The 26,925-nt window shown below is 53.1% G+C and carries 23 protein-coding genes; 17 read left to right on the top strand and 6 right to left on the bottom strand.

Translation table 11 applies throughout. The features are described 5' to 3' along the window. Window positions 1-263: 263 nt before the first annotated feature. Entirely contained in the window at window positions 264-2,021 is a 1,758-nt protein-coding gene (dauA, locus tag ACK3CJ_RS15990; RefSeq protein WP_409523211.1) for a C4-dicarboxylic acid transporter DauA, read from the top strand. On the opposite strand, the gene ACK3CJ_RS15985 is transcribed toward dauA, so the two are convergent. Next, window positions 2,014-4,635: an EAL domain-containing protein gene (locus ACK3CJ_RS15985; protein WP_409523210.1), complete on the bottom strand. Its 2,622-nt coding sequence runs from the start codon at window positions 4,633-4,635 to the stop codon at window positions 2,014-2,016. The two genes, dauA and ACK3CJ_RS15985, sit on opposite strands and share 8 nt — an antisense overlap. A gap of 180 nt (window positions 4,636-4,815) precedes the next feature. On the opposite strand from ACK3CJ_RS15985, the gene ACK3CJ_RS15980 reads away from it, so the two are divergent. Beyond that, entirely contained in the window at window positions 4,816-5,415 is a 600-nt protein-coding gene (locus tag ACK3CJ_RS15980; protein WP_409523209.1) for a DNA-J related domain-containing protein, read from the top strand. Here the strand turns inward: ACK3CJ_RS15980 and ACK3CJ_RS15975 are convergent. After that, entirely contained in the window at window positions 5,398-7,215 is a 1,818-nt protein-coding gene (locus ACK3CJ_RS15975) for a flagellar regulator YcgR PilZN domain-containing protein (protein ID WP_409523208.1), read from the bottom strand. The two genes, ACK3CJ_RS15980 and ACK3CJ_RS15975, sit on opposite strands and share 18 nt — an antisense overlap. A 237-nt stretch (window positions 7,216-7,452) precedes the next feature. Between ACK3CJ_RS15975 and ACK3CJ_RS15970 the strand changes: the two genes are divergently transcribed. From ACK3CJ_RS15970 to ACK3CJ_RS15945, 6 genes are all read left to right on the top strand, one after another. After that, window positions 7,453-8,070 (top strand): LysE family translocator, encoded by a 618-nt coding sequence (locus ACK3CJ_RS15970; RefSeq protein ID WP_409523207.1) that lies wholly within the window; start codon window positions 7,453-7,455, stop codon window positions 8,068-8,070. Window positions 8,071-8,125: 55 nt separating this feature from the next. Then, a complete protein-coding gene (locus ACK3CJ_RS15965) occupies window positions 8,126-8,530 on the top strand; it encodes a hypothetical protein (protein ID WP_409523206.1) in 405 nt (134 codons plus the stop codon). Window positions 8,531-8,621: 91 nt separating this feature from the next. Continuing rightward, window positions 8,622-10,190, top strand: a complete 1,569-nt coding sequence (locus ACK3CJ_RS15960) for a methyl-accepting chemotaxis protein (RefSeq protein WP_409523205.1) — start codon at window positions 8,622-8,624, stop codon at window positions 10,188-10,190. Window positions 10,191-10,199: 9 nt separating this feature from the next. Next, a complete protein-coding gene (locus tag ACK3CJ_RS15955) occupies window positions 10,200-10,679 on the top strand; it encodes a GNAT family N-acetyltransferase (RefSeq protein WP_409523204.1) in 480 nt (159 codons plus the stop codon). Window positions 10,680-10,898: 219 nt separating this feature from the next. Further along, window positions 10,899-12,104: a zinc metallochaperone GTPase ZigA gene (gene zigA / locus ACK3CJ_RS15950; RefSeq protein WP_409523203.1), complete on the top strand. Its 1,206-nt coding sequence runs from the start codon at window positions 10,899-10,901 to the stop codon at window positions 12,102-12,104. Further along, window positions 12,104-12,754: a DUF1826 domain-containing protein gene (locus tag ACK3CJ_RS15945; protein ID WP_409523202.1), complete on the top strand. Its 651-nt coding sequence runs from the start codon at window positions 12,104-12,106 to the stop codon at window positions 12,752-12,754. The genes zigA and ACK3CJ_RS15945 overlap by 1 nt, the downstream gene beginning before the upstream one ends. Window positions 12,755-12,757: 3 nt before the next feature. On the opposite strand, the gene ACK3CJ_RS15940 is transcribed toward ACK3CJ_RS15945, so the two are convergent. The 4 genes from ACK3CJ_RS15940 to ACK3CJ_RS15925 form a co-directional block, all read right to left on the bottom strand. Next, window positions 12,758-13,156, bottom strand: a complete 399-nt coding sequence (locus ACK3CJ_RS15940) for a nucleotidyl transferase AbiEii/AbiGii toxin family protein (protein WP_409523201.1) — start codon at window positions 13,154-13,156, stop codon at window positions 12,758-12,760. A 7-nt stretch (window positions 13,157-13,163) separates the two neighbouring features. Next, window positions 13,164-13,394, bottom strand: a complete 231-nt coding sequence (locus tag ACK3CJ_RS15935; protein WP_409523200.1) for a hypothetical protein — start codon at window positions 13,392-13,394, stop codon at window positions 13,164-13,166. Then, entirely contained in the window at window positions 13,387-13,992 is a 606-nt protein-coding gene (locus ACK3CJ_RS15930; RefSeq protein ID WP_409523199.1) for a DUF6088 family protein, read from the bottom strand. The genes ACK3CJ_RS15935 and ACK3CJ_RS15930 overlap by 8 nt, the downstream gene beginning before the upstream one ends. 190 nt (window positions 13,993-14,182) lie before the next feature. Continuing rightward, window positions 14,183-16,342, bottom strand: a complete 2,160-nt coding sequence (locus ACK3CJ_RS15925; RefSeq protein ID WP_409523198.1) for a putative bifunctional diguanylate cyclase/phosphodiesterase — start codon at window positions 16,340-16,342, stop codon at window positions 14,183-14,185. A gap of 439 nt (window positions 16,343-16,781) precedes the next feature. On the opposite strand from ACK3CJ_RS15925, the gene arsS reads away from it, so the two are divergent. From arsS to ACK3CJ_RS15880, 9 genes are all read left to right on the top strand, one after another. Further along, complete coding sequence (gene arsS / locus ACK3CJ_RS15920; RefSeq protein ID WP_409523197.1) at window positions 16,782-17,759, top strand: arsenosugar biosynthesis radical SAM (seleno)protein ArsS; 978 nt, start codon at window positions 16,782-16,784, stop codon at window positions 17,757-17,759. Next, the gene (locus ACK3CJ_RS15915; RefSeq protein ID WP_409523196.1) at window positions 17,756-19,903 is read left to right on the top strand and encodes an FAD-dependent oxidoreductase; all 2,148 of its coding nucleotides are present in this window, start codon (window positions 17,756-17,758) and stop codon (window positions 19,901-19,903) included. Before arsS ends, ACK3CJ_RS15915 begins: the two co-directional genes overlap by 4 nt. Further along, window positions 19,904-20,746, top strand: a complete 843-nt coding sequence (locus ACK3CJ_RS15910) for a sterol desaturase family protein (RefSeq protein WP_409523195.1) — start codon at window positions 19,904-19,906, stop codon at window positions 20,744-20,746. It abuts the gene before it with no gap. Further along, on the top strand, window positions 20,739-21,473 hold the full coding sequence (locus ACK3CJ_RS15905; protein ID WP_409523194.1) for a TIGR04283 family arsenosugar biosynthesis glycosyltransferase: 735 nt from the start codon (window positions 20,739-20,741) through the stop codon (window positions 21,471-21,473). The genes ACK3CJ_RS15910 and ACK3CJ_RS15905 overlap by 8 nt, the downstream gene beginning before the upstream one ends. Continuing rightward, window positions 21,470-22,102, top strand: a complete 633-nt coding sequence (locus ACK3CJ_RS15900) for a TIGR04282 family arsenosugar biosynthesis glycosyltransferase (protein ID WP_409523193.1) — start codon at window positions 21,470-21,472, stop codon at window positions 22,100-22,102. Before ACK3CJ_RS15905 ends, ACK3CJ_RS15900 begins: the two co-directional genes overlap by 4 nt. Before the next feature lie 83 nt (window positions 22,103-22,185). Beyond that, a complete protein-coding gene (locus ACK3CJ_RS15895; protein ID WP_409523192.1) occupies window positions 22,186-22,770 on the top strand; it encodes a sigma-70 family RNA polymerase sigma factor in 585 nt (194 codons plus the stop codon). Next, a complete protein-coding gene (locus ACK3CJ_RS15890; protein ID WP_409523191.1) occupies window positions 22,770-22,946 on the top strand; it encodes a zf-HC2 domain-containing protein in 177 nt (58 codons plus the stop codon). The genes ACK3CJ_RS15895 and ACK3CJ_RS15890 overlap by 1 nt, the downstream gene beginning before the upstream one ends. 172 nt (window positions 22,947-23,118) lie before the next feature. Beyond that, complete coding sequence (locus ACK3CJ_RS15885; RefSeq protein WP_409523190.1) at window positions 23,119-24,069, top strand: tripartite tricarboxylate transporter substrate binding protein; 951 nt, start codon at window positions 23,119-23,121, stop codon at window positions 24,067-24,069. A gap of 187 nt (window positions 24,070-24,256) precedes the next feature. Beyond that, complete coding sequence (locus tag ACK3CJ_RS15880; protein ID WP_409523189.1) at window positions 24,257-26,908, top strand: EAL domain-containing protein; 2,652 nt, start codon at window positions 24,257-24,259, stop codon at window positions 26,906-26,908. Window positions 26,909-26,925: the final 17 nt, after the last annotated feature.

Here is a 26,925-nt window from a genome sequence, read left to right as displayed (position 1 = left end):
AGTTAAACAAATAGTTAAACAAATAGTTAAGTAAGTAGTCAGGCGATAGTGGTGCTTAGAAGTTATGAACTGTGACTATCGAGTAAAGAATCTGGCGCTGATTCTACAGTAGGCAGTGGGTGATAAATACCCGGTATTTTCAGGTGTATATAAGACTATTGAAGTATGGTTATCCCGTTGTATATTGTCCTTGTGAGGTTTATGGTTATAGATAAATAACTGATTCATATCTTCCGGTTCTATCTTGAAGGACGCTTTACGACATGCCCACATCAAGGCGCTCCCGGCTTCATTCGCTGAGCTTTGCCAGCGCACTTCGCGAGAATTTCAAAGAGGGTTACAGTCATCGGGATCTCATGGGGGATCTGATGGCGGGTGTGACGGTGGGGATCATCGCCATTCCTCTGGCCATGGCACTGGCGATTGCCAGTGGCGTGCGGCCCGAATATGGGCTTTATACTGCCATTATTGCCGGGTTTCTGATTGCACTCAGTGGCGGCTCACGCTACAGCATTTCGGGCCCGACGGCGGCTTTCGTGGTGATTCTCTATCCGGTGACACAGCAGTTCGGCCTGGCTGGCCTGTTGGTGGCAACTCTGATGGCAGGTGTTATCCTGGTGGCGCTGGCGATTGCGCGCCTCGGTAGACTGATCGAATATATTCCCGAATCGGTCACGCTGGGTTTCACCTCGGGTATTGCCATAGTCATTGTCGTGTTGCAGATGAGGGACTTCTTCGGACTGCCGATGAGTGTTGATCCGGAATCCTTCATGCATCGGATAGCCCTGTTATTCGGTGCGCTGCCCGAGCTGGATATTGCCAACACTCTGGTGGCGCTGAGTACACTGCTGGTGCTTATTTTCTGGCCTCGACTGAAACTCCCGGTTCCGGGGCACTTGCCGGCACTGCTGATCGGCACAGGGCTGGCCTGGCTATTTGTCGTCAATGGGCTGGACGTCGCAACCATCGGTACCCGTTTCAGCTACACCCTCGCGGATGGTACAACCGGTCAGGGGATTCCACCAATCTTGCCATCTTTTCAATGGCCCTGGTTGCAACCAGGACCTGATGGTATGCCGTTGCAGTGGTCCTGGAGTACGATTCAGGCGCTGCTGCCCGCTGCCTTTTCTATCGCCATGCTCGGCGCTATCGAGTCATTGCTCTGTGCGGTGGTACTGGATGGCATGAGTGGGCGTCGACACCATGCCAATGGTGAGCTGCTGGGGCAGGGGTTTGGTAACCTGGTTGCACCTTTCTTCGGTGGTATCACGGCGACGGCGGCGATAGCCCGTTCTGCTACTAACTACAAGGCAGGTGCCCGTTCGCCGATATCCGGTATGATCCATGCGCTGGTGGTACTGGCGGGTCTGTTGATACTGGCGCCGATTCTGTCCTGGCTGCCAATGGCCAGTATGGCAGCTTTGTTGGTGATGGTTGCCTGGAACATGAGCGAGGCACACAAGGTTGTGCATCTGTTGAAAAAGGCGCCAGCGGGGGATGTGCTGGTTTTACTGACCTGCCTTTTTCTGACTGTACTGTTTGATATGGTGCTGGCGATATCCGCAGGTATCGTGATGGCATCGCTACTGTTTATGCGTGACCTGGCCGGAATGACCCGTTTCACGGATATATCCTCGCAGCGCAAGCATGTTCCGGTGGAGCTGCCAGAAGGCTGGGTCGTGTTGAAAGTCAGTGGCCCGTTGTTTTTTGCTGCTGCGGAGCGAGTGTTTGACGAGATGGCCGAAACGGTGAGGGATAAGAGGGGTGTTGTACTCTATATGGATGGTGTGCCTTTGCTGGATGCAGGAGGTCTGAACGGATTTGATCGCTTTTCACGATACTGCGAGAAGCAGGAGATTCGACTGATGATTGCTGATCTGCAGTTTCAGCCCTTGCGAGCGATGGCACGGGCGGGTGTGAAGCCGACGCCGAACTGTCAGTTCACAGCGACACTGGAAGAGGCCGTTGGCATCATCTGCACATCTTTTTCGGGTGAAAGTGTGCAAGTCAGAGCTATTTGATCTGACGCAGATGTTCAGACGTGCGGCGGATCCGTTCAGGTTTGTAGGTGAGTAGCCACTCTTTCAACGCATTGGCCGGTAGCGGGCGGGCAAAAAGATAACCCTGCTGGAACTGGCATCCGAGCTCATCCAGCAATTGTCGCTGCTCTTCAGTTTCTACGCCTTCGGCGATCAGTCTCAACTTCAGGCTCTTGGCCATGGAGATGATCGCCTCGACCAGCAGGGCATCTTCGCTGTCCTGAGTCAGGTCGCGGACAAATTCGCGATCAATTTTCAGAGTATCTATCGGGAAGCGCTTCAGATAACTCAGTGATGAGTAGCCGGTACCGAAGTCATCAATCGCCAGATGTACGCCAATATCCTTGAAGGCTTGCAGCCAGACAATGGTGTCGTCACTGTAATCCAACAGCAGCCCTTCGGTTATTTCCAGCACCAGTTGATCGGGTTTGAATCCGGTTTTGTCCAGAATCGAGGCAAGCTGTGTTGCATCCAGCCCAAGATCGCGCTGGCGCCCGGAAATATTAACCGACAGATAGAGATGGTGACCTTCGCTGTTCCAGTGAGTCAGCTGAGAGCAGGCGGTTTCCAGTACCCATAACCCTATCGGGCCGATCAGCCCCGTATCCTCAGCCAGCGGGATGAAGGTTTCAGGCGATACCATGCCCAGTCTGGGGTGGTGCCAGCGCAGCAGCGCTTCTACACCGGTAATTCTTCCGCTACTTCCCATCACCAGTGGCTGATAATAGATCTCCAGCTGCGATTGCTCCATGGCGATACGCAGGTCCTGCTCCATCTCCATCAGCGTGTTGGCCGTTTCCTGCAGCGCAGAGGTGAAGAACTGGAATCGGTTCCGTCCTGTCTGCTTGGCGCGATACATGGCCAGATCGGCGTTGCGCAACAGGGCATCGGCGGTTTCTGAGTCGCCGGGGTGCAAGGCAATACCGATACTCGCACCGATGAATATTTCTCGTCCACTGAGTACGAAGGGGTCCGAAATAGCCTTGATAAGCTTCTCGGCGATCAGCGCAGCATCACGGTCAGAGCTGATGTTATGCAGCAGGATCACGAACTCATCGCCTCCAAAGCGAGCAACGGTGTCACTTTCACGCACACAACTGATCAGCCGTTCTGCGACCTGTAGCAGCAGGTCATCACCGAACTCATGCCCCAGGGTATCGTTGACGTTCTTGAAGCGATCGAGGTCGACAAACAGCAGGGCAATCTTCTGGTTGTCTCTGTCGGCGGTGACGATGGCAACCTCAAGACGGTCTGCCAGCAGTGCACGGTTGGGAAGTTGAGTCAGTGCATCGTAGTAGGCCTGATGCCGGATATGGGCCTCATCCTTCTTGCGCTGCGTGATATCGGAAAACACAGCGACAAACTCTTTTACCATGCCGGAAGCGTCGTTAATGGCAGAAATGGATAGCCACTCCGGGTAGATATTGCCATCCTTGCGTCGATTCCAGATCTCTCCAGACCAGTAACCATTGACCAGAATTGCGTTCCACATCTCTTCATAGAAGGACTCGCTGTGCCTGCCGGAGCTGAGCAGGCTGGGGCTCTCTCCTATCACCTCTTCGGGGGTGTATCCGGTGATGCGACAGAAGGCATTATTCACCATCTTGATACGGCCTTCGGCATCGGCAATCATGATCGCTTCGGTACTGGTTTCGAATACAGTAGCGATCATGCGCAGTTGATCCTCGGCCTCTTTCTTGATCGTGATATCTTCCTTGACGGCAATAAAGTGGGTTGTGTTGCCATCATGATCACGCAGTGCAGAGATGGACGAGGACTCCCAGAAAAGCGTGCCATCTTTCTTTCTGTTCAGTAGTTGTCCATGCCATTCCTCACCCTGTTGCAGTGAGTCCCAGAGATGCTGATAAACTGATTCGGGCATCTCGCCGGATTTGAGAATATTGGCATGTTGGCCGATCACCTCGTCAGTGCTGTAGCCGGTGACCTCTGAGAAGCGCGGGTTGATATACTCAATGATACCCAGAGTATCGGTGATCATCACCGAAACCGGGCTCTGCTCCATGGCGCGGCCAAGCTTTTTCAGTGCCAGTTCGGCCTCTTGTGTGCGGGTGATATCGGTTCGGACACAGGCAATACCGCCCTCCTGCGTAGGGTTATCACTGGCTTGCAGCCACCGCCCGTCAGCCAGTTGTTCAAGGTAGTTGCGTTGCTGCTTACCATCAGAGGAGGCACAGCATCCGGTATGCAGCAGATGAGAGGCGTTCAGCTTACAGATCTCATCCCAGTAAACGCAGTCATTATCTTTGAGCCAGGGGTAGTCATCGAGCCAGCGCTGGTTACACAGCAGGAGTCTGCCATTGCGATCAAACAGGGCGAAGGCTTCTGACAGGCTCTCCACCGCATCATGCAGATGCAACCTTGCCTGCTCGGATCGGGCTTTGGATTTCTGCAGACGACGCAGCAGGTTGCCCAGCAGCATCAACAGCAGCAAGGTGATGATAAGCAGGGTGACGCTGATCACTTCAGTATCCGTGACTGATGCGGTACGCTCTGCTGCGAAGGTTGCTGAGGAGAGCAGCAGTGCAATAGGCCCTGTTGATACTAACCATGCAACATGCTGAAACAGTCTTTTCAAATGCAGTATCCAGCTACCTGATAGGGACGAGAAACCGCCCTCTGAATTTATAGTTATTTTGCCAAGCTTTTCAAAGAGGGCCCATCATCCAACTTGTCCCCATGCTTTTCAAGCCTTGGGGCATTAATGTTACAGTCTAGTTGCCCTGGATCAAAATAGATCCCCAGATATGAGAGCGAGATGCAAGAAGACGAAGATAAGCGGTTTGATGAGCTGCTGGTGGACCTGTTGGTAGAGTATCCTGCCGGTCTGTCAGAGTATCAGATGCTGAAAGAGTTGGGCCGCAGAGAACTCATTCATCTTGATGAAGATAGCTTCAGTAACACGCTGAAGCTGTTCCATATGCACTTTCTGTTGTTTCATCGTCTGTATCATCTGCGCGACAGGCTGCACCGGGAAGCGCGCCATTGTCTGCAGATCAATGCGCTCAGTATTCGGCTATTACCCTACAGCAGCACTGATGCCGGTCTCGAAATGGCCGACAAACTGCGTGAGTACTACCTGGATATGAGTCAGTTAGAGTCTACCGGTGAGCTGGAGCTGGAGCAGATGCTGGATGGTTTCTGGCGCTATATCCGCACCGGGCAACCTCTGATCAATGATTCGAAACGCCAGCAGGCGTTGAAGGTGCTGGGATTGGAGGCAGAGGCCAGTTTACCCGAGATCAAATCCACCTGGCGGCGGCTGGCGATGATTCATCATCCTGATCGTGGGGGGGATGAGGAGCAGTTGAAACGGATAAATGAAGCGATGAGCATTCTTTCAGCTACGAAGCGGTAATCTCAATAGTGAACTGCTGATACCTGGTTTAACAGGATCAGATGATGCTTCGATGCTCAGATTACTGTCGCGCAAATCAATATCCCGGGATGGGAAAGCGCTGGTGTTTGCCAGGCTGTAGACCAGACGCAGATGTGTCGGTTGTTGATTTTCATCCTGGCGCATGACCAGTCCAAGCGTCTGATCATTCAGTCTGACAGTTGATCCCAGTGGAAAACGTCCTTGCTGTGCTATCAGGTGCCTGATGCTGGCTGTGTGCAACTGGTCTGGCATACCCAGCATCTGCTTGATTGCCAGCAGGGGGTGAAAATGTACATCCTCTTTCAACCAGCGATGGCTCAGCGTGTCGTAGGTATCAATCACGGCAGCCAGTTTGCCCAAGGGATGCATCTCTGCAGCCATCAATCCTTTTGGCAGACCGCTGCCATCAAGGCGTTCCAGGCTCTGCCGGGTGATCACCAGAGTCTCTTTAGGAACGCCCGGGATGCGTGCCAGCTGGCTGATCAGATCATCCATATGCTCTCGCAGCTCAATGACACGATCATCAGTTGGAATCAGATTTTTGTCTTCTATCCCCTCCGTGATCAATGATTTTGCCAGATCATGGCAGAGACCACTGAAAATCAGTCGCTCCAGACTCTCGGGCCTGATCTGATCTGCCTGTTTGAAGGCCACAAAATCTGCGAGCAGTACACCCACAGCGATGGAGTGTTCGAACAGAAAGTTATCTGCCGTGCGCATCCGGGTCAGCAGTATCAGGTGCTGTCGATCCTGCATCCAGGCGCGCAGCAGATTATGGGCGGCTTCCTGCGCCTGTTCGATCGGTAACAGTTTCTGCACTCTGAGCGCTGCGACCAGGTCTTTCATGGCAATGACGGCCGACTGATGTGCACGTCTGATATCCACCGGGGCATCCAGTGTCTGTAACTGAAGGGCGCTGAGTTGGCGGGGATTATCCGTCGCTTTGCTCTGAGCCTGAGCCTGAGAAGGGGAAGAGGGCGTTGGACCAGGGCTGCTCTTTACCTCAGTCTCCATGAATACTGATTTTTCGCCGGGAATAAACAATACAGGGGTACCGGTAGGGTCGCCGCCATGTCTTTCATGGTTGATCTGATCACGCTGCAGATCAGTCACCAGGTTGGCTACACGTGCTCGCTGACTACCATTCAGTGCCTCGAAGCGACAGCCGCAGTAGGTTTTCTGGCGTGTGTCGTTATAATCTACTCTGAGCAATACCAGATGGAGCTCAAGTTGGGAGGTGTTAGGGAAAATCAGTGTCAGCGGCAAGGGTATCTGACCGGGGACCAGCTCTGTGCTCAGATCACCATTAAACTCCAGGCGGCAACCATCAACAGACAGGTCTTTGAGCCGACCGTGGATCATGTCGTAGCTGGCATCCGGCAGGCGTGCCATGATATCCAGCATGGTCCGGACAGGTGCACGAAATGATTGGCGCCTTTGCAGATAGTGGAGCTTTTTCGGCAGCGGGATGGAGTAGTGGAGTTCGCCCTGAGCGGAGGTAACAACTTTTGCAACCACTTCTGTGCTGGTCAGACGGCAGCCATCATAGAGTGTTTCGAGTATCAGTGGTCGGCCATCCTGAAGGAGATGATTGCGGTTCCTCGGGAGTGCTTCATCCAGCACCAGTTGCCTGTTTTCGGCGTCAATCTCAAGCAGATAGGAGGTCAGACTCAGACCGGACTCTCGGGGTCTGATGGTGATGGGCGACAGGCGCGCCTGTATCCGGCGGAACATCAACATGATCTCCTTGGGAGAGGTGATCAGTTGTCCTTCTGACATGGATTGCTGCACTGCACGGCCTCAGCAGATGTGATTGAAGCGTTTGAGTATAACATTGCTTTTTTCATTTCTGCGAGACGAAAAATGCCAGTGATGCAGGCGACAACGGTTGAACTGAACTTCACCCGTTGCCGTCTGAGGTTTATACTTCGCGCTACCAGTAGTATTAAACTTACCCTGTTACCAACAGGCTGCTTACAGCATTACATAAAGCGGCATATAACCTCCGGAATCATCATGTCCATCGAAAGCGCGATAACCTATTTTGTTGCTATTTTCATCTTTGCCATAACCCCGGGGCCGGGTATCTTCGCACTGCTGGCGCGAGGCATGACATCGGGTATTCCCTCCTGTTTCCCCCTTGCGTTGGGTATGACTGTCAGCGATGTCATCTATCTGATTCTGGCATGTTATGGTCTGGCGACGCTGGCCGAGCACTGGGGAGAAGTGTTTACCCTGATCCGCTTTGCCGGTGCTGCCTATCTGATCTATCTGGGATGGAAAATGTGGACGGCACCGATCCGTATTCAGGGTGTCGAAGGCAGAGCAGGTCAGGCTGGAGTGGTGATGAGTTTTGTGCAGGGGTTTCTGATTTCGGCGTCCAACCCGAAGGTGATTCTCTTCTATATTGCATTCCTGCCGACTTTTATTGATCTGACATCACTGACACAGCGTGATATCGGTTTGGTAGTGACGCTGACTATTACCGGACTGATGTGTGGCCTCATGCTGATAGCGGCCGGTATTTCAACAGCGAGGCGTTTTTTCCAGTCGGAGAAAGCGATGAAAAAACTCAACTATACGGCTGGTTCACTGATGGTGGCCGCAGGTCTTTATCTGGCCGGAAAAGGTTGACGTAAGTCAGCCGCTGACAGCCATCATTTTTTTACAACCAGTACAGGACTACCTTGTGACTAAACCGATTAAATTTGTCATCGTTTTTCTTATCTTTGCAGCCAGTGGGCTGTTTCTCTGGAGTCAGTTGGCCATCAAGCCTCTTTCCACCGATCTGACGCTGATAGGTCAGGGTAAGCCAGCACTGGTACTTGCCTATGAGAACTTTGCACCTTCAGGTATCGAGGCGATGGAGCGGATCAATCGTGTACGTGCTGATTATGAAGAGGATATCAAATTTCTGGTTGCCGATATGGGGACGCCGCAGGGACAGGTTTTCACAGAGCAGCATGAACTGCTGGATGGTATGGTGATTTTTCTATCGGCTGAAGGTCAGCCGATCAGCATCGGCACGGTACCCGGCAGTGAGAATGAGCTACGCCGCCGATTGGATCGTGATCTCGGCCGTACCGGTATCTGATTCATATCCTTTAATTCAGTAATCCGTTATATGACGCTATACTGCCACTATCCTATGCTGTTAATAATTATAAGGTTCTGGAGAGCCCAACATGAAAAAAAATCTGCCGGTTACGGACAGAGAGGTCGTTATTCCCGAACGTGAGCCTCTGATCTCCTCCACGGATCTCAAAGGAATCATCACCTATTGCAATGATACGTTCGTTGCTGTCAGTGGTTTCAGCCGCGAAGAGCTGATGGGCAAGAATCACAATATCGTGCGCCATCCCGATATGCCACCCGCTGCGTATGCGGTGATGTGGGAGCATCTCAAGGCGGGAAAGCCCTGGATGGGCGTGGTGAAAAATCGCTGCAAGAATGGTGATTACTACTGGGTCAATGCCTATGTCACGCCTGTTTCCAAAAACGGTAAGGTGGTGGGTTACGAGTCGGTCAGGCAGCGTGCCAGGCCAGAAGATATCCAGAGAGCCACTGAACTTTATGCCCGGGTCAACAAGGGGGGCAAACCGCAGAACAGTACCCATGCCCTCATAAAAGAGGCCGCCATCTATCTACCGACGCTGGCAGCGGTTGTGCTGGCTTATCTGCTGGCCTTGTCGTTCGGGAATGCGCTGTTGCTCCCGGCTCTGCTGCTGCCGACCATTGTGGCGATCGCAACCGGCTCGCTCAGGCACAAGCGCCAGTATAATCGTCTGCTGGATCTGATGCCGCACTCTTTCCGGCATGATCTTGCTGTACTGACCTATACCGATCGAATCGGACCTGTCGCCCGACTCGAGATGAGTATTTTGAGCGACCATGCCCATCTGAATACCGTGCTGGTACGCCTGCGCGAAGCGGCTCATGATGTTTCGCGCCAAGCCGCAGAAGCACATGTCTTGAGTACTCAGGCCGCCTCCAGTGTGCGCGAACAGCAGATTGAAACCGAACAGGTAGCGACTGCAATGAATCAGATGACCGCGACCATCGGTGAAGTATCCGGCCATGTTCAGAGTACCGCAGCCCAGGCTGAAGACTCGGATAAACTGACTCGTCAAGGTATGACAGTTGCGCATCACACCCGCCAGTCGATCGAAGATCTGCAGAAAACCGTCAATAACATCTGTCAGTCCGTTGAAGAGCTTGCCAGCAATACCGACAGCATCACCGGTGCGGCTGAGTTGATCGAGCAGATTGCCGAACAGACCAATCTGCTGGCGCTCAATGCGGCGATTGAAGCCGCCAGAGCAGGTGATCAAGGGCGAGGCTTTGCCGTGGTGGCAGGTGAGGTCAGAGAATTGGCACGCAGAACTCAGGAATCCACGCAGAAGATTCGCGGCATCATCACCAACCTTCGTGAGCGAGCGAAAGCTGCAGTTGATGCAGCGGAGCATGGCCAGCATGCAGCTGAAGAGGGGGTGCGAAACGTGCTTGAAGCTGAGCAGATGCTGACTGGTATATCCGAATCAGTCACCAGTATTGCGGGCATGTCTGTGCAGATGGCCGCTGCGGTAGAAGAGCAGTCGCATGTGGCTGATGAGATTAATAGCCAGGTGGTGCGCATTGCTGAGCTGGCAAATAGCAGCCTGTCCAGTGGTGCTGATGCATCTGAGAAAAACCGCCATCTGGAGCAGAGTTCAGAGGCGCTTTACGAACTGGTAGACAGATTCAAGAGACAATAAGGAAACATCATGCTTGAGATATGTGAAGCGGATCTGAGCCAGCAGTTGCATGCTGATGCGATGCTGCAGTTGATGAATGAATATGCCTGCGATCCCATGGGTGGTGGGGAACCTCTATCTGAGTTTGCCCGAGAGCATCTGATCGCCGAGATGCGCAAACGTCCCACTATTCGGGTGATTCTGGCACTGGATGGCGATATCCCTGTGGGTCTGATGAACTGTATCGAAGGCTTTTCCACCTTTGCCTGCAAACCACTGATGAACGTGCATGATGTGGTGGTTTCTCAGGCGTACCGTGGCCGTGGCATCAGTAAGCAGATGTTCGCCAAGGCGGAGGCGATGGCGCGCCGACTTGGCTGTGTCAAAATGACGCTTGAAGTGCTGGAAGGCAATATGCCTGCACGTGAGGCCTATTCAGCGCTGGGTTATCGGTATTATCAGTTGGACCCTTCTATGGGTAGTGCGATGTTCTGGGAAAAGAAACTCTGATAGCAAGCTTTGTTGGGATCTGGCATTCGGTGCCGACACAGTCCAGAAGTGCAGAGGTATTCAGCAGCGCACCTCTGTAGCAGGCAGCCAGATTCTGCACAGATTACCCCCACACTTGGATTTTGGGTTATGCCAGCTATTGCATAGGATGGATCAGTAAGTGTTATGATATAACATATTAATCACTGCATGACTGAATGCCAAACTCGGAGATCTGCAATGAATCCCCTGCCAGTTACCGTCCTGTCCGGCTTTCTTGGTGCCGGTAAAACCACACTGCTGAACCATATCCTGAATAATCGGGAGAGTAAGAGAATCGCTGTCATCGTTAATGATATGAGTGAAATCAATATCGATGCGGCCCTGATTCAACAACAGGACGGTTTCAGCCGTACCGAAGAAAAATTGGTCGAGATGAGCAACGGCTGCATCTGCTGCACCCTGCGCGAAGACCTGTTGATCGAAGTCGCGCGTCTGGCTGAGGCTGGGCGCTTCGATTATCTGGTGATCGAATCCACCGGGATTTCGGAGCCACTGCCGGTAGCGGAAACCTTCACCTTTGAGGATGAGCAGGGACGCATTCTGAATAGGATTGCGCAACTGGATACGATGGTCACGGTGGTGGATGGTGTTAACTTTCTGCAGCACTTTCATGAGGCGAAGAGCCTGCAGGAGACAGGAGAGCATCTGGGAGAGGAGGATGAGCGCAGCGTTTCCGATCTGCTGATAGAACAGGTGGAGTTCTGCAACCTGCTGCTGATCAGCAAAACCGACCTGATCAGCCAGACACAACTGGATGAGTTGACAGCTATTCTGCGCAGCCTTAACCCGGATGCTCGGATTCTGCCGATCACACAGGGGCAGGTGGATCTTGACGAAGTACTGGGAACAGGACTCTTCGATTTCGAGAAGGCGCAGCTGGCACCTGGCTGGCTGAAGGAGATGCGTGGTGAGCATATACCAGAAACTGAAGAGTACGGAATAGGCAGTTTTACCTTTGAAGCTCGCCGACCTTTTCATCCTCAGCGTTTTCATGATTTTATCCATGATGACTGGGCCACAGGCAAGTTGCTGCGCTCGAAAGGTTTTTTCTGGCTGGCCAGCAAACCCCAACACGCCTGGCAGTGGAGTCAGGCAGGTGGTATTGCCCATCATGGAGTAGCCGGGCATTTCTGGAAAGCGATCCCAGAAGCACGCTGGCCGGAAGATGAAGAAACGCGTCACTACATCATGGAAAAGTGGGTAGAGCCTTTTGGTGATATGCGACAGGAACTGGTGTTCATCGGCCAGAATCTGGATCAGCAACAGGTTATCAAAGCGCTGAACAGTTGCTTACTGACCGACGAAGAGATGTTGCTCGGAAATGCGGGTTGGAAACAGTTCCAAGACCCCTTCGCTGACCAGTTTGACCAGACGGTGGCATAATGAATACAGCTGAAAAGATTCAATACAGCAACGACCACTGGCATATCGGTCAGGAGTTTGTCGAACTCAGCAGAATCTGCGAGCCGGATATCAATCTGGTTGCAGTACCCCTACCAGACATAGAGCAGGTCATAGCCTCTGCTCAGGCACTGTTGCACAGCAACTTGTGCTGTGATCGTCGCGCCGTTGGGCGCCCGGACAGCCTGGCTGAGGAGATGTTTGGCGAACTGGGCAAGGATGAAGCGGGCCGGCCGCTATATGACGCGATTGCGCTGTTGATTGATGCGTTCAGTTGCTTGTTTGATCTGGACGAGGTGGGTGCGCGCTTGGCAAGACTCGATCGGGCCATGTGTCCGCGCTTTCATGTTGATCGGGTGGGCGTCCGCATGATCACGACTTTCTGCGGCAGTGGTACTGAGTGGGTCATGAATGAGGATGCTGATCGGAGCTTGTTGGCAAGCGCAGCCAGTGATGACCCGGCATCGGGATTTCTGCGACCGGGTTCTGCCATTCAGCAGCTGCCGACCGGTTATGTGGCCCTGTTCAAGGGTGAGCTATATACAGGCAACGAGGGCAGAGGGATCATTCACCGTTCGCCCGTGCCAGCACCGGACGAAAAGCGCCTGGTGTTGACGCTGGATATGTTGTGATTGCTATGAGCCGTTGATGTCCTGTTCGAGATGACGAATTGAGTTTACGATCTCTTCAAAGGTGGGTGGAGTCTGGTACATCATGCCAGCGCTAATCATTTTCTCGTAATCGATACGGAGTCCGTTCAAGGTTTCTTTTTCCGGGAGCAGTCGTAGCTGGTTCTTGAGGCAGGCGTCGTAGTTTGCATAACTTGACTTGAAAAACACCTTCTTGTGGCGAACGACGTCCTCGAACAGTGCACGGTTTTGGATGGCAGTCTGGCCGGAGGTATGCTGACTCAGCATCACGAGGTCATACCAGTGTCGAGAGAGTCGCTTGGCGTTTTCCTTTAATAGTCCACGGTTGCATTCGACATGGATCAATGTTGCTTTTTCCCAGAAGGTGCGCTCCGGCGAGAGCACCACGACTTCACTGGTGGGGTAGTCGAGTTCGGTCGTAAGCGCCGTAGATCTTGGATAGGGAGGTGCCACCCTTGAAGGCCATGGGGTGGGCATCGGGCATGGAAAAGAGGGTCTGCAATGTCCAGCAGACCCATATGTCTTTCTCTAATACCGTTGCTTGGCGACCCAGCTCCGCAGCTGCCGCCTGAAGGATGTCTTTCTGATCGGATCCCGATAGTTCCAAGTAGGCTTCAGCCATGGGCGGCTCCTTGGATATGGTTTTCGATTGCGCTGGCCATCCAGGCTGGCATCTTGGAAGTGCGTAACGTTTCGAACTCTTCTGTACTCAAGCCTTCCCGGATGCGTCGGACTACCTCGGTATCGATGTTGTCCTTGCCCAGGTACCAGAGAGCCGATAGGGCCAGCCCCGGTTTCTTGCCCGCGTGCTGCAGCTTTCGATGGCTGGTCGTGTGCATCAGCTTGACCTTGATATTACCGATGCGGATCTCCCGGCTAGGGCCATTGGTGTAATATACCGGGGTGGTGGGCATCTGGGTGCTGAGTTTGAAGCGGCGAGCGGCTTCCGCACCATGCACTTGTACGGTTTCGCCATGATCTTTAGCGATAACCTCGATGATACGGGACACGTCCGGCATCACGTTGCCGATGAAGCGGCTTTTCTTTGGACGAGCAAATACCCCGCGGGCGATTCGCTGGATAGTGCCACTCTCAACTAAGCGGGAGAGCGCCTTGTCGACAGCGGCGCGAGATCCCAGTTTAAGAAAACTGCTGGTAGTGAACGGCTCACCCCGCTTAATTTTCAGTGCACGTTGTTTGATGCTTTCTGTCACAGACATGGTTTAAGCCTCCACTTATGTCAGAAAAACTAGCATTTTTTATGACGTTATGCAAGTTGAAGTAAACGGTTGTGGAGTGGTTTTTTTATCGTAATTATCTGTATATTAAGTAAATAATAAGACTTTAGAGCTTTGTGAATTTCTCAGGGGGCGACTCCTGATTGTGACAGTCGTGAAGTGATGGAAGGGTTCAAGCTGTTTGCTGCAGAAAGCTTTTACTGAATTTATCTGCAGACTGAGGTTTTCCAAAGTAGTAGCCCTGGAAAAACTGACACCCAAGCGATCTGAGCAGGTCAGCCTGCTCCCGGGTTTCCACCCCTTCTGCCAGAACATCCAGACCCAACGCCGCACCAATATTGATGACGGCCGTACAGACGGCCAGATCCTGCTGGTCTTCAGGAAGGTCCTTGACGAAGGCGCGGTCAATCTTGATTTTGTGCACTGGCAACTGTTTCAGATAGGAGAGTGATGAGTATCCGGTTCCAAAATCATCCACTGCCAGAGAGATACCCATGTCAGCCAGTGCATGCATCGTTTTGACCGCTTCTTCACTGTCTTCCATGGCAGTACTTTCAGTTATTTCCAGCTCCAGCGCTTCGGGTGGCAGGTCGAATTCATCCAGAATCGCGGCGACCTTTTGTTCAAGCCCTTCAACACTCAGTTGCCTGGGTGAGAGGTTCACTGCCATGATGAAACCTGGATAACCCTGATTGCGCCATATGGATGTCTGCCGGCAGGCTTCTCTGAGTACCTGTTCGCCAATCGGTATGATCAGCCCGCTGCTTTCGGCAAATGGGATGAACTCAAGAGGCGAGATGATACCCTCCTCTGGATGATGCCAGCGTACCAGCGCCTCGGCGCCTTTGATCTGACCTGTATCGGCATGGATCTGGAGCTGATACCAGTTTTCAAACTGATGTTCGGTGAGTGCCTGCTTGAGCTGGCTGAGACGGCGGTTGCGCTGCTCGACCTGTTTGTTCATGCCTTCGACAAAGAAGTGTACGGTCTGTGTTTTTTCCAGCTTGGCATTACTCAGTGCGAGATCGGCGTGGCGGATCAGGATTGAGAAATCGTCCCCATCATCAGGAAAGACCGCAATCCCGACATTCGCCCCACAGGTGAAGGTGTGGGCATCGATGCGATACGGCTGGCTCACAGCTGCAACCAGCTCTTCGCCCAGAGCGGCGGTCACGGTTGCATCTGTGAACTCAGGCAAGATGATCCCGAAGATATCACCACCGACTCTGGCCAGGGTGTGCGCCGTTCCCAGTATGCTGCATAAGCGCTCACTGGCCGTCTTCAGTACTTCATCACCGGCCTCGTGCCCGCCGATGGCGTTAATGGACGCAAAGTCGCTCAGCCCCAACATCAGGACGGCGAGTTTAGAGGCGCCCGGATTAGTCTGTTGCAGACTCTGTTGCAGTCGATCCTGAAAGCTCGCGAGATTGGGTAGCTCGGTCAGTGGATCATGACTGCGTTGATAGCGCAGGGTCTCCTCATAGGCCATGCGCTCCTTGATCTCCTGTTGCAACTGGATATTCACGCGGGTCAATTCCTGAGTGCGCTTCTGCACGCGAGCATCCAGACTGGCATTGATATTTTCCAGCTCCTGCTCACGCATCGCCAGTGATTCAAGGTTGGCTGAGGCACGGGTAAGCAGTCCATCATAGGCACGTGAAAGATCGCCCAGTTCATCGTGGCGCTTGAGTGAGCTGAGATAGCGCAATGGGTGGCCCGGGTCTTCACTGGCCAGTTGCATGCGACTACGCAGAAACAGTGTGGGGCCGAGCATCAGCAGATGGACGACCAGCATGGTTGTGACCGTCACGAAAAAAGCGATCAGCAGGACAAGGCCGAGTATGCGCCAGACAAACGCGACCAGCTCTGCGGATACCTGGCTGGTATCCAGGCGGATCTCGGCGGTGTAATGACTACCCAGATCGCTTGGTGTCAGTCGGACCTCAAGACGTGTGCCGTCCTCAATGCGCCGGTGTCTCTGTTCTGCTGAGGGTTGGGTTGTCAGTGCTTCGCCACTTTTGAACTGCAGCGATCCATCTGCGGCATAAATACGCACACCAGTAATCAGAAGGGTATCGGGCATACTGTCGAGTTGGCTGAACTTCTGTTCAACCGGGAGGTTCGGAACACCCAGAGTAGCTTTGATCACCTGACGACCGGATTCGGCAATGGCCAATAGTCGATCCCGCTCATAGTTCACATAAGAGGGAATCAGAATGGCGGCCTCAATAAACAGAATACTCATAAACACCGCTGCAGTGACTCTCCAGCATAGGCGGCATCCCAGCAGTTGCCGGAGCTTTTCAGCCGCTTTGGCGCCCTGTTGAGTCATGCTTACTGCTCCTTGTTCTAGAGAGATTAGCTGTCCAGAGCCCTCTGAATATCAGATAGACTTTGCCTTGCAGGGATTTGCCTGCACATGGGGTAGTCGTACACTCATAACCTATCCTTACAGATAATTACCCTATTCGTTTGAACGATGCCACCTTCATTGCTGTTTTGATCAAAAAGGAGATGAGGATGGTATATCCTGTAGAAGGAGTTGTTTAGCACTCTGGACGCCCTGAGAATGAAGGCTCCGAATCTGAGTATCACTAAATTGTGTGCGATCGTTGTTCGAGGAGTTGTTGCTCAGGGCACAAAAAAACAACCCAGACTGTAAGGAAGTGCGTATCTCTTACGACTCAGTCATAGTTGAAGCCAATTCCTTCATACTGGAAGGGTTGTATTCTCAATGAACACTATTCAATCAGCCACCCAGGGAGCTGTCCATGCATGCCATGTTACCCAAACTGATCGCCACCGATTTTCCGCCCTTGCGGCGCAAGAAGCTGGATACACTTCAGGCCAATATCACCTATCGCTGTAATCAGTCCTGTGTGCACTGCCATGTTGCGGCCAGCCCGAAGCGCAAGGAGGAGATGGACTGGGATACGATGGCGCTGATGTTGGAGCTGGTGGATCGGCATGGTATCGGTCTGGCAGACCTGACTGGCGGTGCTCCCGAGATGAACCCTCATTTCAGGCGCTTGGTGAGCGAGTTACGTCAGCGTGATGTGAAGGTGATCGATCGCTGTAATCTGACCATTCTGTCTGAGCCCGGGCAGGAGGATACGGCTGAGTTTCTGGCGCAGAATCGAGTGGATATTGTCGCTTCCTTGCCCTGCTACCTGGAAGATAACGTCAATGCTCAGCGTGGTAACGGTGTGTTTAAGGCGAGTATTGCCGGTCTTAAGCAGCTAAATGCACTGGGTTATGGTGAAGAGGGATCGGGTCTGGTCCTGAATCTGGTATATAACCCTCAGGGCCCCAGCTTGCCACCGTCACAAGTGGAGCTGGAGGCCGCCTATAAACGCGAGCTGCAAACACGCTACGGTATTCATTTCAATCAGTTGTTTACGCTGGCCAATATGCCGATTCAGCGCTTTGGCAGCACACTGGTATCCAAAGGTCAGTTTGACCCTTACATGCAACTGCTACGCAACTCATTTAATCCCACCACGCTGGATACCCTGATGTGTCGCAGTCTGATATCGGTTGACTGGCATGGCTATGTTCATGATTGTGATTTCAATCAGCAGTTGCAGATGCCGCTGGGCGATTCGCATCGGCAGGTACATATCGCAGAGCTGCTGGAACGTGATTTCGAGGGAGACCCCATTGCGATTGCCGATCACTGCTATGGCTGTACTGCCGGTCAGGGCTCCAGTTGTGGTGGTGCTCTGGCAGACCAGGATTTACGAGGATGAAAAGCAGATTCTGGGTCGTCTTACTGCTTGTTCTGTTCCTGGTCATCGCCTGGCAACAGAGCTGGCTCAGTCTACTGAGTCTGGATAATCTGAAGGCGCAACAACTGGCGCTGGAAAGCTGGCGTGATCAGCACCCGCTGATGTCCAGCCTGGTGTTTTTCGGTATCTATGTGCTGGTCACGGCGCTGTCTCTGCCGGGTGCAGCGGTAATGACGCTGGCTGGGGGAGCGATCTTTGGTCTGCTCTGGGGGCTGTTGCTGGTGTCGTTTGCCTCGACCCTGGGCGCCACTCTGGCGATGCTGGTCTCGCGCTATCTTCTCGGTGACTGGGTGCGCCGACGCTTTGCCGGGCGCATGCAGGCGATTGATGCCGGTGTCGCGCGTGAGGGTGGCTTCTACCTGTTTACCTTGAGGCTGGTACCGTTGTTTCCCTTCTTCGTCATCAATCTGGTGATGGGGCTGACCAGAATGCGGGTCTGGACCTACTGGTGGGTCAGTCAGGTTGGCATGCTGGCCGGCACGATTGTCTATGTGAATGCTGGTACTCAGTTGGCACGCATTGATTCTTTGTCGGGGATTCTATCCATTGAGCTGCTGGGAGCGTTTGTGCTGCTGGGTGTGTTTCCTCTGCTGGCGCGGCGTATCGTCGATCGGATCAAGGCGCATCAGGTGTATAAGGGCTGGAGCAAGCCCAGTCGTTTCGATCGCAATCTGATCGTGATCGGGGCAGGCAGTGGTGGTTTGGTCAGCGCTTATATCGCCGCGGCGGTCAAAGCGAAGGTGACACTTGTCGAGCAGCACAAGATGGGCGGCGACTGCCTGAACACCGGTTGTGTGCCATCCAAGGCGCTTATCCGCTCCGCCAGACTGGCGCAGGAGATGCGTAATGCAGATCACTATGGACTTGGCAAGGCGCAGCCTGAGATCGATTTTTCCAGGGTGATGCAACGGGTGCATCAGGTGATCGATACCATCGAGCCGCACGATTCGGTGGAGCGCTACACAAAACTGGGTGTTGAAGTGTTGCAGGGCAGGGCGGAGGTGATCTCACCCTGGGAGGTCAAGATCACCGCGACAGATGGTACAGAGCAGGTGCTGTCGGCACGATCGATCATCGTTGCGACTGGTGCCCGTCCTGCGGTGCCGGATCTGCCGGGGCTGGATCAGGTGGATTATCTGACCTCCGATAACCTCTGGCAATTGGATAGTTTGCCGAAGCGCCTGCTGGTGTTGGGGGGCGGACCGATCGGTTGTGAGCTGGCGCAGGCCTTTGCACGCTTGGGCAGCCAGGTGACGCAAGTGCAGCGTAATGCACACCTGATGCCGCGTGAAGACGAAGAAGCCAGCGCTCTGGTAATGCAGCGATTTCGGGATGAAGGGATCGATCTGCGCCTGAATACCCAGGCATTGCGTTTTGAGTGGCAAGGAGATCAGCCGGTGTTGATCGCCTCTTCATCCGAGGGTGAAGAGGCGCTGCCGTTTGATCGTGTCCTGCTGGCGCTGGGGCGCACGGCCAACATCAGCGGCTTCGGGTTGGAGGCGCTGGGTATTGAGGCTAGAAACAATGGCACACTCGACAGCAATGGGCTGCTGCAGACACGCTATCCTAATATCTATGTTGTGGGTGATGTCACCGGCCCTTATCAGTTTACCCATGTGGCCGCTCATCAGGCCTGGTATGCGTCGGTAAATGCGCTGTTCAGTGGCTTCAAATCCTTCAAGGTGGATTACCGTGTCATCCCCTGGGCGACCTTCACTGATCCAGAGGTGGCGCGTGTCGGTCTGAATGAGCAGGAAGCGAAGGCGAAAGGGATCGCTTACGAAGTGACTCGTTTCGGAATAGACGATCTGGACCGGGCGATCGCCGATGGTGAGGCCTATGGCTTCGTCAAGGTGCTGACCGAACCGGGCAAGGATCGTATTCTGGGCGTGACACTGGTCGGGAACCACAGTGGTGATCTGATTGCTGAATATGTGTTGGCGATGAAGCACGGCATCGGATTGAACAAATTGCTGGGAACGATCCATATCTACCCAACAATGGCCGAGGTAAATAAATATGCGGCCGGGGAGTGGAAAAGAGCACATGTGCCGCATCGGGTGCTGGCTTGGGTGGAACGTTTTCATCACTGGCGATTGGGTTAAATGCAAATGATAGCTGAGTGGGTTATCAGGTTGGGTGCGTTTCTGGGTATCTTTGCCATTTGTGCCGTTGTGGAGTGGTGGCGCCCGAAACGGACCTGGCGCTATGCCAGAGTACGTCGCTGGGGAATCAATCTGGGTATTACACTGCTGAATGGCCTGCTGGCTCGCCTGACCATTGGTGCCGTGGCAGTCACTGCGGCGATCTGGGCACAGCAGCATCAATGGGGTGTGTTGCATCAGCTCCCGGTGCCTGAGCCACTGCTCTGGCTGATTGGCTTGCTGTTGCTGGATTTGGCGATCTGGCTGCAGCACTTGGCAACACACCATATCCCCTTACTGTGGCGTCTGCATCGCATGCACCACACCGATCTTGAGCTGGATGTCACGACTGGCCTGCGTTTTCATCCGATTGAGATAGGCCTGTCGCTGTTATACAAAGCATTGATCGTGCTGCTGTTCGGTATCGATCCTTGGGTGGTGATAGCGTTTGAGGTGATCCTGAATGCCTTTGCGATCTTTACCCATGCCAATATCCGACTGCCATCAGCACTGGACAGACGGCTGCGCATACTGCTGGTAACGCCGGATATGCACCGAGCGCATCATTCGATCCATCCTGATGAAACCAACAGCAACTTCGGGTTCTTTCTATCGATCTGGGACAAACTGTTTCGTACCTATACGGTGCAGCCGCGTGATGGACATCTGCAGATGACGATAGGTTTGAAGGAGTTTCGGGATGAGGCGCGTCTGAACTTTATGGATCTGATCAAGATACCTCTGGCACCCTTATCACCCCTGCAACCCGACATTAGCGATGAAAGCGAGGCCAGAGATGGCTGAGCCGCGTTTATCGATCATTATTCCGGTTCTGAATGAGGCTGCGATGATCCAGACGCAGTTGAATCGGCTGCAACCACTGCGGGAACATGCCGAGCTGATTCTGGTGGATGGTGGCAGTCAGGACGGTACTCTGGAGCATGCCGGCCCCCTCGTGGATATTGTGCTGCAATGCGCGCCGGGGCGAGCAACACAGATGAATCTGGGTGCAGCGCATGCCCGTACTGATCGGTTGCTGTTCCTGCATCTGGATACGCAGCTCGAGCTGGTAGCGCTGCAGGCGTTGTTGATCCGCTGGCCAGACTCATCTCGTGTCTGGGGGCGTTATGATGTGAACATTTCCGGATCACATCCGATGCTCAGGGTGGTGGCTTGGATGATTAATCTGCGTTCGCGTCTGAGCGGTATTGCGACTGGCGATCAGGCGCTCTTTGTCAGCCGCGGGCTGTTTGAATCGGTTGGGGGCTTTCCCGAGCAACCGCTGATGGAGGATATCGAGATCAGTTGCCGTCTGGGCTCGCTGCAACGCCCTCTGTGCCTGCGCGCGCGCGTCACCACTTCCGGGCGGCGCTGGCAGGAGAAGGGGCTCTGGCGCACCATCTTGCTGATGTGGTCTTTGCGCTTTGCCTATTGGCGTGGTGTGTCGGCCGAAGCCTTGGCTGTGCGCTATGGCTATCGTATGCCAGAAGGGAATCAGTCTGGAAGTCAGTACGAGGAGACGTGCAAATGACCGCTTTGGCGATCTTTGCCAAGGCACCTGTACCAGGGCAGTGCAAAACACGGCTGATGCCGCTGATGAGTGCCGAGGCAGCGGCGGGCGTACATCAGCAACTGGTGCTGCGAACATTGAATACAGCACTCGAGAGCCAACTGTCGCCGGTTCAACTCTGGTGCGCCGGCGACAGGGATCACCCGTTTCTGATTGAGATCAGCCGTCGCTTTGGTGTCGAGCGGTTTCAGCAGCAGGGGAGTGATCTTGGCGAAAGGATCATTCATCTGTTCAACACGCATCAGACGCCTCTGCTGCTGATCGGCAGCGACTGCCCGGTGCTGACACCTGAACTGTTGCAGCGCTGTGCTGCTGAACTGAAGACGCATGACGCAGTGTTTCTGCCTGCAGAAGATGGAGGTTATGCACTGGTTGGCCTGAATCAACCTCAACCTGAGCTGTTTCGCGGCGTCGAATGGGGTAGTGGTCGGGTGATGACCCAGACGCGTGAGCATCTGCAGAGGCTTCAGTTGAGCTGGTCCGAACTCGAACAGGTTTGGGACGTGGACAGGCCGGAAGATTATCAGCGAGCGCGACAGATGCTGGAGTCCTTTCCCGTTCTGGCACTGGTACCACGAATCAAAGCATAAAAACCGTATCTCAACTACGCAAAAATGAATATATGACGTAAAGTTGGTTGAGATCCCTTTATAACATGCAATGTGGTGGGGCAGTGACAGACAGTCAGGACAATGAGTCGTATGAAAAGCGCCTTGAGGCAGTAAGACCAAGGCTGTTGGCGTTTGCGAGATTGCAGTTGAGTGATCAGTATGCGGCCGAGGATCTGGTTCAGGATGCTCTGCTGGCAGCTTATCAGTCTCTGGACAGATTCAGAGGGCAGGCAAAATTCGAAACCTGGGTGTTCGGTATTCTGCGGCACAAATTGCTGGATGAGATACGCAGCCGTGCGAAAGCAAGAACCATCAGTCTGGAGCAGGAGGATTACCCCGATATCGAACATTTTTTTGCTGCCAATGATATGTGGGAGCCTACCGAGATCCCCCAGCCCTGGCATGATCCTGAGCAGGCGCTGGAGAAAGATCATTTCTGGCAGGTGTTTGATATCTGCGTATTTCATTTGCCGACGAACACGGCTCGGGTTTTTACCCTGCGTGAATTGCTGGGCATGGATACGGATGAGATCTGCGACAGCCTGGGAATATCGGAGCAGAACTGCTGGGTGATACTGCACAGGGCGCGCTTGAAACTGCGTGCCTGCCTTGAAAAAAGCTGGTTCCTGAATGAGGAGGCTTCCTGATGATGTCCTGTCGACACTCCACCGAGCTGATGTCACAGAAGATTGATCGCCCACTGTCGATCAAAGAGTGGCTCTGGCTCAAAGGACACCTGTTGATGTGCTTTCGGTGTCGACGTTGTGATCAGCAACTCGATTTTATTCATCGGGCATGTCAGCATCGAAGAGAGGAGGAGTGATTCCTCTATGCACCTCCATCAGGTTGGTCATGGCATCTAAATTAGCTTACTCTGTTTTTAACTATGCTGAACTTGTAGATGTGTAGTGCCTGATACCCTTGTGGACAGAACCTCAAAGGCACCCTAAACTGCAAGCAAGGGCATTTCATCCAGCAAAAACAGAAGTATGCTTATGAAATTAAAAACGCTGTCTAGGTTTGCTGTACTTTTATCACTGCTGTTAACGGGGTTGCCTGCGGTTGCGGATGATAGTTTTCCGTCGCAGCCATTGACGATGCTGATCGGGTTCAACCCCGGTGGCAGCACAGATGTGCAAGGGCGTGTTCTGGCCGAAGTGCTGGCTGAGCAACTGGGCCAGCCGGTCAATATCATTCATCATCCGGGTGCCGGTGGCGGCGCGGCAGCTGCGATGCTGGCCAGCAGTACCGATCAGGGTTATATCTTTCAGTATGGCCTCTCTCTGCCGTTCACCTTCGCCCCGCTGGCCTCACCTGCCTCCTATGAGTTGAACAGTTTCCGCTATGTGGCGGGTATCACGCTGGACCAGGCAGCGATAGTCACCGGACCGGATAAACCCTTTAAAACCTGGCAGGAGTTGATCGACCATGCCAAGGCAAATCCAGGCCTGATTTACGCCACGCAGAATATTCAGGATCGTTTCATTATTAACCGCATTGCCAAACTTGAAGGGCTGACGTTACGTATTGTCCCGACAACCGGCGGTGCAGGAATGGCTCCACTGATCGTATCAGGTGATGCTGATTTTGCTTTCAGTGGTGGTACGCACAGCGCCTATACCGACTCGGGACAGATGCATGTTCTGGCGAGCCTGGCAGATGAGCGTCTGGTCTATTATCCGGAAGCACCGACCTTGCGCGAGCTGGGTTATGATGTCAGTATGCACGCCGTTCGCGTGGTCGCCGTTCCTGCAGATACTCCTGATGATCATGTCAAAGTGCTGGCTGAAGCGCTTGAAGCCGTTACCCGTGATCCTCGGTTTATTCAGGTGACCGAAGAGAGGATCAAAATGCCGGTTGTATTCATGAACAGTGATGAGCTGGATGCACTGTTTACCAGTCAGGTCGAAGAGTACAAACAGTTGGTAGAAGACTCGAATGAGTAGGGTTTTCCTGTCATGCATCGGGTGTTATTGTCGCTGAAGACAACATGTACAAGGCCAGAAGTGGCAAAGAGGTCAAGGCTGGATGCAGTCAAACTCGCTATCAGCGGACAAAAAACCAAATGGACGAGGAAAATGGGAACTTAAGTTTGCAACACGGATAGCCTTGATCTTTGGATTTCTTGGGTTCATGGCGCTGGTTGTATCCATGGCCTATTCTGTTCGTACTGCCGAAATAAGCCTGCAATCTGAAATCGAAAACAGCCTGTTTCAGCGCCATCGTACGGCGCAGACGATTCTTGAAAACAGACTCAATCTCCTCGAAGTGTATCTCCACACAGCTGCATCCAACCGCATTTTTACCTCTCTGGCAGGCCAGGATACCGAATTTGACACGGTTGCTGAGGACATGATTTTCATGTTCCAGGACTCAGCCATGGGTGCGATTCTGGATGTTTTTTTCCTGCTGGATCATTCAGGCAATCTTGTCATGGATGCAGGGCTTCCTCTTTATAATATCAAACCGATTCTGGCGTCGTTGCGCTCTCCGGTCCACTACACCAACACCTGGCATATCGTGACCAGTGATGATCTCACGCTGATGCTGAAAGCGATTCCAATTTTCGATCCGGCTACCATCCAGTTACGTGGTTATATGTTCACTGGCCTTGCTATCGGACAGAACCGCTCCTTTCTGCGTACCTTGACTGATCGGGCCGATCTGGACTATCTGGCAATCGGCTCTGAAAACAGGGTCAAGATAAGCTACAGCAAAATTGAAACCGGTATCACTTCCTCGCATGAACCGGAGGAACTGTCGCAGCTGCGATTTCAGGATGGGGTCTACCTGATGCGCAAACAGATGACGCTGAATAATACTCCCTACCCTTTATGGATAGAATTTGGCGTTTCCGAGTCCCGTTTTGTTTCGGCCACCGATAACTACTGGCAATCATTTTTTCTGCTATCCGGCGGTTTTCTGTTTCTGCTTTTTGTTGCCGCCTGGTTGCTCCATCTGAGCCATGATCAGGCTATTGGTAAACTGATCAAGTATATTCAGGCGATTCAGCAGGGTTCCCGCGGCGCTCACTTCACAACTACAGGTGTATATGAATACAACCAGGTAGGAGAGGCGATGCAGCGTATGGTTGAGGATCTCAATATCGCTGCCACTGTATTTGAATCTGCCGAAGGGATGATGGTCACCGATAAGGATAAAATCATTCTGCGCGTCAATCAGGCTTTTACTGATATCACAGGCTTCAATCCAGATGATGTTGTGGGGCATCATCTGGAAATCATTCGTTCGAAAAAACATGATCAACTGTTTTACGAGAGCCTGAACGAAGCACTGGATGAGGATGGCGCCTGGCAGGGTGAAATGTGGAATGTGCGCAAAAATGGCGAAGAGTATCTGCAGTGGACCAGTATTTCGGCGGTGATGAACGATACCGAAGACAGTATCATCAACTATGTCGTGACACTGGTTGATGTGACCCAGCGAAAGGCAGCCGAAACCAAGATCAAACAGTTGGCCTTCTATGATCAACTGACCAACCTGCCCAATCGCCAGTTGTTGATGGAACGACTGATCAAAGCCCTGTTGAGCAGTTCACGCAATGAACATTACGGTGCGATTTTGTATATCGATCTGGATGACTTCAAAACGCTGAATGACACCCGGGGTCATGATATGGGTGATCGTCTGCTGAAGATGGTAGCTGAAAGGCTGTCTGAGTGTGTAAGGCGCAATGATACCGTGTCACGAATCGGGGGCGATGAGTTTATCATCCTGCTTGAAGACCTCGGCAAAAATCAGGAATCAGCGTCGAAGCAGGCGGATGCTCTGAGTAGAAAACTGTTGGAAACACTGGCGCGACCTTACAGCTTCGAAGATCTGGAGCATTTCAGTACGCTCAGTATCGGAATCACCCTGTTTCATGGTGAGAATGAGAGTGTGGATGAGCTGCTCAAACAGGCAGACCTGGCGATGTATCAGGCGAAGGCGTGCGGTCGCAACACCCATCGTTTCTTCAATCCGGATATGCAAGCCAAGGTGCTGGAGCATGCCGCACTGGCTAATGATATCAGGCAGGGAATGGTGAAAGATGAGTTTGTCCTCTATTTTCAGCCTCAGGTTAACCACAGGGATCAATTGATAGGAGCCGAAGTGCTGCTGCGATGGACTCATCCGGAGAAAGGGATGATTTCGCCGGTCGACTTTATTCCCGTCGCTGAGGATACAGGCTTGATACTGCCGTTGGGTGAGTGGGTTATCGACAATGCCTGCAAGGAGCTGGCACGTTGGTCGGCGCACCCGGAATCGCAGCATTTGATTCTGGCCGTGAATATCAGCGCCAAGCAGTTTCATCAGGCAAATTTTGTTGAATTGGTACTCAGTTCAATCCGGCGATACGGCACCAACCCGGCGCGCTTGAAGCTGGAAATCACCGAAAGCATGCTGCTGGAAGACCTGGACGATACCATCAAGAAAATGACACAGTTGCAGGTGCATGGTGTGAGCTTTGCGCTGGATGATTTCGGCACGGGGTATTCATCCTTGTCATATCTCAAGCGTCTGCCGCTGGATCAGCTCAAGATCGATAAGTCCTTCGTGCGCGATCTGCTGACCGATACGCATGATGCTGATATAGCGCGCACCATCGTTTCACTGGCCAAGAGCATGAACCTTTCGGTCATCGCCGAAGGGGTGGAGACCGAAGAGCAGCGAAGCCGCCTGGCCAGCTATGGTTGTCTTGCCTATCAGGGGTACTTGTTCGGGCGTCCCGTGCCGATTGAAAAACTCGTGCTGGTACGTCACAGCTTCTCCGGTCTGGAGTAAACATTCTCCTCATTATT

Origin of the sequence: Nitrincola salilacus, assembly GCF_046271865.1 — a bacterium.
In the GTDB taxonomy this organism is placed as follows: domain Bacteria; phylum Pseudomonadota; class Gammaproteobacteria; order Pseudomonadales; family Balneatricaceae; genus Nitrincola; species Nitrincola salilacus.
This window is presented reverse-complemented; position numbering and strand designations above follow the sequence as displayed.